Raw genomic sequence first — 10,541 nt, 5'->3', positions numbered from 1 at the left:
CTCGCGCAGGCATTCGTCGATCAGGCTCTTGGCGGCCTGCAGCTCGGGGCCGAGTTCAAGCTGATCCGCGACGGCGACCTGCACCTTTGCGCGGCCGTCGTATGCCGGCAGCGTGATGTTGCCCTTCTTGCCGCCAATGGCGGCGCCATAGTCCTGGGCCAGCAGCGCCTGCAGCTCACCGACACGCTCGAAGGTGCGCTGCTTGAATGCGGAAAGGGCTGCCGACACAGCGTGGGCCTCATCCAGCGTCGTGCGGACCAATTCATCGATGAGGAGATCGATTGGCTTCACCAGCTCGACTGGGACGAGCGCTCCCTTGGCGTCGCGCAGATACCAGGCACCATTGACGTCGATCGCGGCGGGATGAGGCTTGTCGGTCATGCCTGGACCACCTGTTCCGGCAGGATGAGGCTTAGCCCCGCCAGGGCCAACGCGGCCGATTGCCCCACCTCGACCACATCAAGGAGCCTGCGCACGTGGTCTTTCTCCATCGCCACCTTGTTGCCAGGTGCGGCTTCGAGCAATTTGCGCATGCTCTTGGTGTCGATGGTCATGTTGATCCCGATCAGTGTACGCCGGAATCTTCCACGATAAGCGGCAGCAACGGCAGCTGCTCAATTGTACAGTGGGGAGGCTGCAGGGCACCGAGCGGCTGCGCGATCCAACAGCCACGCTGCCCAAGTGCTTCGCCGATGACCTGGCGGCAGCGCGCGAGATCGCGGATACGGATGCCTCGTCGGGAGGCGGGCGGCCGCTCGATCAGGCCGAGCTCGACTAGTTGGTCAACCAGCTGCCGCGCCCGTGTACGGACAACGCGAGGCTCAAGCGCCAGCCCGATCTCGCCGTAGCTCGGACTGGTGCCAGATCGCTGGATCCGCTCGACAATATAGGCCAGCGCCTCAATCCGCCGCGGTGGCGCTGCAACAACCCCCGTCATGCTGCGGAACATAGAGGGAATTGGCCTTGGGCGCTAGAGTCGGGTGTGACATCGGCGCTTTGGCTGTGAGTTCTGCAAACGTGGATATTCGTCCGCGACGATGCGGCTTTTTGGACGTTTCGCGTCGCCCTCCCCTTCGCAACCCTCGGTGAATCACAAGCCACTGAATCGCTCAACTCAGTTTTCAATCGGGCTCTAAAGGACTGCAAACAAGGAGGGATCCCTGCTGATGCAGGGATCCCGAGGTCGGGGGTAGGTCAAGGCGAGTGGGCGCGACGCCCGCTCGCCTAAAAGGATCAGAAGGCAAACCCGGCACCGACTGCGCCACCGCCCTTACCGCGTGTATTCATCGTAGCGCCGACCTTGACCACGAACGTGCCATCGGCATTCGCCTTGGACACACCGACTGCGAAGGCCTCTTCGCCGCCCCAGGTGCTGATGCCGCCGCCGACCATGCCCATGCCGGGCCCGTACGCCTGTGGGATCGTCGCCAGCGCCATCGCCGCCGCCGTGCCACCGTTCGCATCGCGGCGCACTTGCTTCAGATCGAAACCAACTTGGTTGAGGCGTGTGTCGGTATAGGCGTTAGCCTGGGCCAGCGTCTGGTTGAGCCCGCTATTGAGCTGGCCGACATTCACCGCATCGCTCGCCGAAACGCCGGCTGCGACATTCGTGATTTGGCGATTGGCGGTCGCAGTGCCGACCGAGATGCTGTTCGCGCGGTCGGCGATCGAGCCGGCGCCGAGCGCGACACTGTTGGTTGCCGTCGCATTCGCTGCAGTGCCAAGCGCGACGGTATCGGCGCCCGAGGAAATCGCGCCGCTACCGCCTGCAACGGCGTTGCTGCCGCTTGCCACCGGCGCCGGGCCAGCCGCAGTGTTGTTGACCTGGAACATGCCAGCGGTGCCGTTCTGGAGATTGGTGATACTTGTCGTGTTGCTGGCGACCTGCTGCCCGACGGCGTTCAACTGCGCCCCAGTGACCGCGTCGGTCGAGGTCGCGTTGACCGCCCCCGCAGCCACGTTGGTGAGGCGCGTGCCGGTCGCGCCGGCCAGCGTGATCGTGTCGCGTGGCGTTCCGCTCGCGCCGTCATAAGTCACTGCGCGATCAGAGATCGTGTTGATTGTGTCGATCCGGTTGTTGACGTTGGCGATGCTGTTACCGAGCCCGGTTAGCGCGGTGCCGACATCATTGTAGGTAGCCGCAGCGGGCGCCCCGCCGGCCACAACGGTCGCCACCTGATAGGTCGGCGCGGTGATGGTGCCATCGGCGTTGGCCACCGATCCACCGCCGAGGCTGGCTGCAGTGCTGGCCGCGACATTGGCAATGGTCTGGTTAGTCGCAGCGAGCTGTGCCCCGTTGACTGCGTCGGTCGAGGTCGCGGTGACCGCGCCAGCCGCGACATTGGTGATCGTCGTGCCCGCGGCCCCACCGAGTGTGACCCTGTCCTTGGCGGCCGTGTCGTAGCTGACCGCCGTGCTGGCCACCTGGCCGACCGCACCACTGACGCCGGCGAGCGCATCGCCGACATTGTTGTAGGTGATTCCGTTGATGACATAGGCCGGCCCCGTCACGGCGCCGGTCGCGGCGTTGTAGGTCGCGCCGCCGCCGAGGCCGGCTACATAGGCCGTTCCGAGGGTGTTCGACACTCCGCGAAGCTGAGCCACGTTGACGGCGTCGGTATCTTCGCTGCCGGCACCGACGCCGGTGATCTGACGTGTGCCAGTGGCGGTGGTTAATCCGGTTAATGGATTGGTATAGACAAGGGTCACCCCCACCGCGACCTCGCCAACCGAGGTCTGCGCCGACGCGACACCGAACGCTGTGTAGCCTATGATGCCGCCGCGGGTGGCCGACGCGGCACCGCCCAGCGCAACGCTGTTCTCGGCCGTAGCGATCGCCCCGGTGCCGATCGCGACCGCCCCGAGGCTTGATGCCACGGCGCCGGTGCCGAGCGCGGTCGAGGCCACGGCGGTTGCCGCAGCGTTGTTGCCTACCGCTACAGCATACTGCGCGTTGGCGATCGAAGCCGTTCCAAGCGCCGTCGATCCGATTCCCCCAGCCGCTGCTTGGTTGCCATAAGCGGCGGCACTATCGCCCGAGGCGACCGTGTTATTGCCGACCGCCAGCGTATCGACGCCATTGGCAACTATGTTGTTGCCGAATCCGAGCGACTGATCACCGTCGAGCTGGTTGTTGTTGCCGATTGCGATAGCCTGCAAGCCGTTGAGCGTGTTGCCAGTGCCGATCGCGAGCGCGTTCACACCGTTTACCGCATTGACGTTGCCGATCGCGATTGCGCCCGCGCCGACGGCATTGTTGTTGCCGCCGATGCTGACCGACGAGTCCCCGGTGGCGAAGTTGGTGTCGCCGAGCGCCACCGCGCCCACTCCCGTCGCCTGGTTATCGCGGCCAAGTGCAACCGCACCGTTGCCAGTCGCAATATTCGGATCGCCGATCGACACCGCGCCATCCCCGGACGCGACGTTGGCGGAGCCGATCGCCACCGCCTTGCCGGTCATCGCAGCCGATCCGTCACCGATCGCGACCGAGCCAGCGCTCATCGCCAAGGTGTTGCGGCCCGCCGCGAGCGAGCCATCGGCGCCTGCCATTGCCGCCGGCCCGATTGCGGTGGAGTCGGTGCCCATGGCCTGCGAGTCCGCCATCGTCGAATTGGCGTTAAAATACATCTGGTCGGTTCCAGCAGTGCCTCCGATCGACGTCTCGATCGCGGATACCGCCCCCTGGACGTCGCCATACGTGGTGCCGCCATAAGTAATGCCGGCATTCACCTGCCCGGTTGCCGGATTGTAGCTCGACGTGCCACCCAGCGCCGCAGCGACGCTGCTGCCGAGTCCGTAAAGCTGCGCACCATTGATCGCGTCGCTGCTGGTCGTGCTCAGCGTGCCAGCTGCGATGTTGGTGATCCGCTGGGCGGTCCCGCCCCGCGCTGCGTTGAACGCCTGAAGGCCGCCATCATATTGCAGCGCGTCGGACTGCAATGCGGCGACATTGGTGTTGAGCGTCGAAACGGAACCGCCGAGGGTGGTGATGTTGGCGGTGTTGCCCGCCACGGCATCGTTGGTGGCAGAAAGCTGCGCGCCATTGACCGCCTCGGTGGAGGTGCTCGTCACGGTCCCAGCCGCAACGTTGGTCAGGACCGTGCCGTTTGCACCGCTGAGCACGAGCGTGCCTCTGGTGGCATCAGCGTAGCGCACGGCGAGCGGATCGGCGGTGCCATTGGCGATGTTGGTGGTGAGGTTGGTAATGTCAGCGGCATTGGCATCGACGCGGGTGTTGGTCGCGAACAGTTGCGTTCCGTTGACCGCGTCGGTCGATGTTGCGTTCAGCGCACCAGGGGCAACGTTGGTGATCGTACCCGGGCCAGCTCCGCGCGTCGCATCAAAGGCGTTGATCGCAGGGTTGTAGAGCAATGCGTCGGCTTGCAGGCCGGTCACCGCAGCACCAACATTGGTTATGTTGGTGGTGTTCGCCGTTACTGCACCGTTGATGGTGGCGAGCTGACCGCCGTTGACGGCATCGGTCGATCCGGCTGCAATCGTGCCATCTGCTACATTGGTGATGCGCGTCGCTACCCCGCCATGCGTAGCGCTGAAGGCGTTTGCGGCGGTATCGAAGACCAGCGTATCGATTGGGGTCAAGCCGAGTATCGCTTGCTTCAGCTGCGCGACGTTCACTGCGTCCGTATCGGCCGAACCGCCCGCAAGGCCGGTAAGGCGACGGCTGCCGATATTTACCTCTGCCGTCGCGGCTCCGCCGGTGAGGTAGGCACTATTGCCGAGCGTCGCGCCGCTTGCCACCGAGTTTTGGCCAAGAGCGACGCTGCCGGGCGCGCCTGCTGCAACAAAAGCGCCGGCGCCGATTGCCACCGCCCCGGTCGCGCCGACGGCGGTATTCGCACCGTTACCAAACGCGATCGCATCGAGTTCGGCGGCGCTGGCATAGGTACCGCCCGAGCCGAGCCCGGTGATCCGGCCACCACCCAGCGACAGGCCAGCGGGAGTCGTCAGCTGGAAGCCATCGGCCTGCTGAACGCACTGCCCCGGACCCGCTGCGGTGATCGCATTGCCGTTGATGTCGAGCGCGTTGAGCGTGATCGGCGCACCCGCAGCGGTGCTCGTCAAAGTGGGCGTGATGTTTAGGTTCAGCAGCCCGCCCGTCAGGGGATTCAGCAGCGTCTGCGCCGGCGTCAGTACGGGTACCAGAACGTCACCGATCAGATCGGTTACGACCGAGCGCGGCAGGCTAACGCCGGTGCAGGCGCCGACTACAGAGGTCTGTGCACTGGCCTGGCTACCGGCAAGCGAGGTGAAGGCCAATGCGGCACAGGATATAAGGCCACGAAGATGAACGGCGCGACGCGACTTGCGTTCGATAACTCCAGTGACGTGCCACGCGGCACTCTTCTTTAGCTTCGCATGAGTAGGATCCACGACCAAAGCGCGATCATCAAGTGTGAGTGGATTCTGCATCCTCGTACTGGCGTTCGACATCAGATCTCCTGCGCGATAGCTTTCTTCTGCAGGTGACTAGCTGTTCGATACCTAACAGATAGTAATGGTGCGCTACAATTCGCACTCCATAACGGTTGTTTAGCGACGGCTAATTATAGCCGATTTGACTTTTAATTACTGTACTGGAATGCCTCGCACCGAGAGAGCATCTGGACTGGGCGTCTGAAGTTCAGGCGGAATAGCAGCCGAACTGGGTGCAATCCGCACAGGTCATCATTGACGAGGATTACGGGATCAAGCCGCTGCCGAACACGGCGAGCGCGGCGGTGTTCTGCCCGAAGCTATATGCCCCGGCGCAACGCCGCCAAACATTCGGTACTGATTCTTGCTACGATGCCGCTTTCTTGGGAACGTCCGTCATCGGGACGTACGGCGCTACTTCGAATGACCGAGAATGGGCGTTAGCGGCCGATCAGCCAGGCCGAGAAACCCTCTGCCCCCCCCGCTGGACTCATTTTTCAGCTCGACTCCCAGGATCCCGATTAGGGCCTCTATGAGCCCGAGCGCCATCGCCGCCTCCTCGCGCTCGAGTTGGACGCCCTCAGCATGGAAGTCGTCCAGCTGACCCTTGATCCGCGCGGCCACAGCCGGCCGATCTCAACGATGTCGGGTTCACTCACGCTCTCGATCTCTCCTAAAAGGCGGATACCACATCCGCCGCGGTCACGCTTTTCTGCGGCTTACCGCACCACCGCTACCCTCATTTTACGCCACCGGTACCCGGCCGCTCCCGCCCAGAGGTGGACGTAGCGATGCCGATAATGATTTCATATAAACGGACGCTCGTGAAGCGAGGGCAGAATGTCGATCCAGATGGTGGATGCCGCCGACACCGCTGAGCGTGTCAGGTCGTGCACGCTCGCTGGAAGTGAGGGGTTAGGGGTAGACGGCTTCCAGATCATTCCGGAGAGAGTCAGCGCCGGCTTCGATAGCCGTGTTCCCGCGGTAACGGCCTAAGTTCTCTAAGTGGATGCTGATCTATGATGCGTATAATAAACCTTCTTTGCGCCGCCGCGCTGTTCGCGCCTGTGACGCCCATTGTCGCGGCTCAACGCGTGAAGTCCTCCCACCGAGGCCAACCGGCTAACTCAGCGGATCAGCAACGGGAATGCCGGCTGGAGGTCGACGGCAAGGTAAAGGTAGCGGGTCGCTGCTGGGTCTATCCGATGGGAACCGGCGACTACACACTGAACACCTGGGATCATGGTAAGCCGCATTATCCACACTTCGCGATGGTGTCATCGAACGGCGACGGCACAGCCAATGTGACTTGGAACGCTGATCCTACTGATGATCGCGCCTCTGATTCACTTGGCAAGGCTCGCAAACGGGGCGGGTGCTGGGTGAACGAGCGAGTTCGCGTCTGCGCTCGATAAAGGCTGGCATTCCTGGAAATGGATCCTTTTTGGGACGGCAGCTATCACCACCAGCCTTCCCGAAAGCAGGCAGGCCGCTTCCCACCAAAGCCAGATGTTCCGACTGGGCGGAGATACCCGCATCATACCCGCGCTAGAAGATAGCTAGATCACCTATCCTGAGCATTGTACAAGAGGGCATGGGTCAGCAACCAAAGAGCGACTTTCCAGGTGGATCTCGCGGCCGCGTTACTCGCGCCGGCGCGGCAGTTCGTGGCGGAACAGCTACCGCAGAAGATCTCTCGACGATTGAAATTTGGCGTGCCGCGCACCGTCACGTGCTCAATACATTTCAGGGAATTTTACGAAACCGCACACGCGGCACAGAGGTAGTCGTCGCGCAGCGGCACAAGCGCCGAAATACCATCTTCGACAAGCTCAACAGGTTTCCGGGCATGGAACTTGCTCGAATGGATGATGTCGCGGGCTGCCGACTCATTTTCCCTTCAACCGCTGAGTTGTACGAGTTTCGCGGCCATATCCACAAGGCAAACTTTAACCATACGTTGAAGAACCAACTCGATAAGTATGATTATCTAAAAGCGCCAAAGGCGACGGGATACCGTGGCGTTCATGACGTCTACGCATATGATGCCCATTCGGAGCACGGCAGGCCGTACAAAGGACTTCTTATTGAACTTCAGTACCGCACTTTTTATCAGCATGCATGGGCGACGGCTGTCGAAGTGGTTGGCCTTATTACTAGAAGTCAGCCGAAGTTTCAGCAAGGTGATCACCGCTATGAGCATGCGCTGTCTCTCGCGAGCGAGATCATTGCACGAACGTGCGAGGCATCCTTCTCCAGTCACCCTACGCTGACAAGCGAGCAGCTTGTCGAGCAATTCGTTGAGATAGATGGCGAGATCGGCATGATGGCCATGCTCCGAGCCTTGAATTCAGCTGACAGTGAGGTTTCCGAGAAGAAGAACGTGATTCTCATATTCGGAGGCGAGTCCCTAGAAACTCGGACCTTTAGAGACGCCACAGATGCTCTTCGCGAGCTGTTTCGCTTGGAAAAAGAGCATCCAGGTCAAGACATTGTCCTTGTCCGAGCAGACAGCGCGGAAGAGGTGCGCATTGCGTTCAGAAATTATTTTACGGACGCCGGCGAATTCGTACGCTTGATCGATGAAGGCTGCCAGCAGCTCGTCCCTGGTAAAACACGGGTGCGTAATCGCCGACGCAGAGCTTAGGAGCTAGCAGAGGCGGAGACACCCTCCGCCCTGCCCGGCTGACGCCTCAGCGTCAAAGGACGCCGGCGCGCTTAGGATACCCGCGCGCTACCCCCATTCAACGTCCGACTTTGGTGGTAAGCGGAAGGTCCGCTTCTAGCGGCCAGACAGCGCAAGCGGACTGGAAAATCTAGCACGCCTAGCTCGATGCTTTCTCGAGAAACTGAAGGATGTCAGACGCTGCACGAGTTGCAGCTTTCGCCGACGTATCTCCCAACGAGCTTCTGGTAAGGTCATGTTGCCTGTGCAGATAAGCCGCATGGCGTTTCGGAGCCTGTGCGATAGCGTCCATCAAATCTTCAGGACGCTCAACAACGTCCCCGAGATGCCAGAATTTGAAATACGGGTCGTTAGGCCAATCAACCTTGTTGGGATTGAGAAACACGCACGGCCGCGGTTCGGCAAGAAACTCGTAGACTTGGCTGCTCACGTCGCCGACATAGATCGCCGCGGCAGTCGTGTAGGTGTTATCGACCGACCGATCGGACTCCGGATCAATCAGGATTTGGGGCGTGCTGCGCGATCGCCATTGCTCCCGGCGGCGTTCGGAGCGCCGACGGAACATCTTCACATGCGGCGCGACAACGAGGTTGTAGTCGTCCTGCTCCGCAAACGCACGCAGCATCGGTTCGATAAAGCGGTCCCAGCTTTGCAGGCCACGCACTTTATGCGGATTGTAGAGCACGATGGGTCGGTCGTTGGCGAACAACGGCACGTCGGCGTCGACGAGACGGCGGCTGGTGTCGAGCTTGGGGTAGCCCGGAGCGGTGATATGGCCCGGCTTGGCGATGCCCATGTCGAGGAAGCGCTGCTTCATCTTCTCGCCTTGGACGATGATGAGATCGAATCGCGCCCTTCGCGGCATCGACGGGACGTGACGATCGCCAGCACCATGAACGATCAAAATGCGGGCGGGGCGCTCAGCCGCTGGTCTACCGCCGAAAAGAATCTCCGTGGTATCTTCAAGCGAGACCACCGCATCGTACCGCGCTAGTTGAGCCTCGTTGGTTCGAAGGACCGCTTCTTTGTCCAAGCCAAACACACGCAGGGTCTGCACCGCCTTAGTTTTGGTACTCCTCGCAAGGCGTACATAATCCACAGCGGGCGCCCCGTAGGCTCGCCTGATGCGCTCAAGGTGGTGGGGCACATCTGGATCATTGTAGTAAAAGGTGACGTTCACACCGGGTATTTGCAGCAGCTCGAGAGCGACGGCAGCCCCATGATAAACCTGATAAGCTTCTGCAATGAAGAGGAATGCGATGTTCATCGGGGCGATATAGGGTGCGATGAGGCCGCGAAAAGCGGCGGCGACCACTAGTCATAAGCATTGCAAAAAAGCGACGCGGCGTTCTGAATGAGCGGCTCGTATGGGGTGTTCGTAGCGGTGCCAGGTTCGTCTGCTTGTGGGCGAAAGCGGTCATCCGAACCGGTCCGGGTGCGAACGTCCGCTGTTGGTGGTTAGCGGAACGGCAGCTTTGCGGTGAGCGAGTGTGATTAGCGGCGGTCAGGTGGACCGAACTCTAAAAGGCGAGCGCGTATCATCGGCCTGCCTGTAGCGCCGTTTGGAATAACCTCGCCTGCCAGACGCACGACGACTTGGACGTTGCCGGACCCATCCTCACGCGCTGACTGCACGATGCGATCATAAGCCCGATCGACGCTATCATTGCCCGTGGCAAACCCGACGCCGGGGCATCCGCGCCCGGACACCGAAGCTCCGCATTCGATGCAGCCGTCTTTGGCCTTGTGCGCGAAGAGGACAACGGCCCCTTCGACGTTATCGCCAACAACTACAGTCCAGCACCTATCAGCAGCGAGTTCGACCGGCTTGGAAGCGCAGGACGCCAGGGCGACAAAGTATAACAGCGAGGAACGGTAGGAAGGCATTTCGCGATGGTCACACAACTGCCCGATGTCCGCTAGTGGGCGACTGCCGACCGGCCGCTTCGGGGTCGGCTTTTACCGTAGCGGATATCGCAACCTAGTGGTTAGCGGACATTCCGCCGGTGAGGTAAGAACGGTCCATGGTCGACCGCACGATGCTCCAATTCGATTATGATGAGGCCCATGGTCACGTGGCCACTGCGGTACTGGGCCGGCGCGACGGCGCGGCTGGCTGGCAGGGCGTCGCCATTGTGATTGAGGGCCGCGCCCTCATGCTGCGAGTCGATCCCGACACCGACGAGATTGCTGTGGAGCTTGAGGCGGCGCCCGAGATGAACAGCGATTGGTTTGCCGTCGCTGAACTATCCGACTTCGTTGGATCAGAGTTGGGGTGGTGCTGGGTGGGTCGAAACTACCTAGGCTACCTCGATATGTTCACCCTGTCGTTCTCCGGTCTTGAGCCGCAGGTGTGCTTCACAGGCGAGGGAGCGACCATCAGCATACGGCGCGTCCTGCCGGTCACGTAAACGTCGGATGT

The 10,541-nt window shown here is 61.6% G+C and carries 7 protein-coding genes; 2 read left to right on the top strand and 5 right to left on the bottom strand.

The genetic code is table 11. The features are described from left to right. From OXR60_RS19480 to OXR60_RS19465, 4 genes are all read right to left on the bottom strand, one after another. A partial coding sequence (locus OXR60_RS19480) for a DUF3164 family protein (RefSeq protein WP_267397715.1) occupies window positions 1-381 on the bottom strand: 381 nt, incomplete at its 3' end. Next, window positions 378-554 (bottom strand): hypothetical protein, encoded by a 177-nt coding sequence (locus tag OXR60_RS19475; RefSeq protein WP_267397714.1) that lies wholly within the window; start codon window positions 552-554, stop codon window positions 378-380. The genes OXR60_RS19475 and OXR60_RS19480, both read right to left, overlap by 4 nt. An 11-nt stretch (window positions 555-565) precedes the next feature. Beyond that, window positions 566-949 (bottom strand): hypothetical protein, encoded by a 384-nt coding sequence (locus OXR60_RS19470; protein ID WP_267397713.1) that lies wholly within the window; start codon window positions 947-949, stop codon window positions 566-568. Between the two features lie 284 nt (window positions 950-1,233). Further along, window positions 1,234-5,277, bottom strand: coding sequence for a YadA-like family protein (locus tag OXR60_RS19465; protein WP_267397711.1), 4,044 nt, complete (start codon window positions 5,275-5,277; stop codon window positions 1,234-1,236). A 1,750-nt stretch (window positions 5,278-7,027) separates the two neighbouring features. Between OXR60_RS19465 and OXR60_RS19460 the strand changes: the two genes are divergently transcribed. Further along, window positions 7,028-8,080, top strand: a complete 1,053-nt coding sequence (locus tag OXR60_RS19460) for a RelA/SpoT domain-containing protein (RefSeq protein WP_267397710.1) — start codon at window positions 7,028-7,030, stop codon at window positions 8,078-8,080. 178 nt (window positions 8,081-8,258) lie between these two features. On the opposite strand, the gene OXR60_RS19455 is transcribed toward OXR60_RS19460, so the two are convergent. After that, entirely contained in the window at window positions 8,259-9,386 is a 1,128-nt protein-coding gene (locus OXR60_RS19455; RefSeq protein ID WP_267397709.1) for a CDP-glycerol glycerophosphotransferase family protein, read from the bottom strand. Between the two features lie 757 nt (window positions 9,387-10,143). On the opposite strand from OXR60_RS19455, the gene OXR60_RS19450 reads away from it, so the two are divergent. Continuing rightward, window positions 10,144-10,530, top strand: coding sequence for a DUF6334 family protein (locus OXR60_RS19450; RefSeq protein WP_267397708.1), 387 nt, complete (start codon window positions 10,144-10,146; stop codon window positions 10,528-10,530). The last annotated feature ends 11 nt before the right edge of the window (window positions 10,531-10,541 follow it).

Source organism: Sphingomonas sp. GC_Shp_5 (genome assembly GCF_026540855.1).
GTDB lineage: Bacteria > Pseudomonadota > Alphaproteobacteria > Sphingomonadales > Sphingomonadaceae > Sphingomonas.
The sequence above is the reverse complement of the archived record's forward strand: the minus strand, read 5'-3'. Positions and strand labels throughout refer to the sequence as shown.

Bases quoted from the DNA above. Each gene is read 5' to 3' on its own strand.
- OXR60_RS19450 (WP_267397708.1), top strand. From the start codon at position 10,144: ATGGTCGACCGCACGATGCTCCAATTCGATTATGATGAGGCCCATGGT.
- OXR60_RS19460 (WP_267397710.1), top strand. From the start codon at position 7,028: ATGGGTCAGCAACCAAAGAGCGACTTTCCAGGTGGATCTCGCGGCCGC.
- OXR60_RS19475 (WP_267397714.1), bottom strand. From the start codon at position 554: ATGACCATCGACACCAAGAGCATGCGCAAATTGCTCGAAGCCGCACCT.
- OXR60_RS19470 (WP_267397713.1), bottom strand. From the start codon at position 949: ATGTTCCGCAGCATGACGGGGGTTGTTGCAGCGCCACCGCGGCGGATT.
- OXR60_RS19455 (WP_267397709.1), bottom strand. From the start codon at position 9,386: ATGAACATCGCATTCCTCTTCATTGCAGAAGCTTATCAGGTTTATCAT.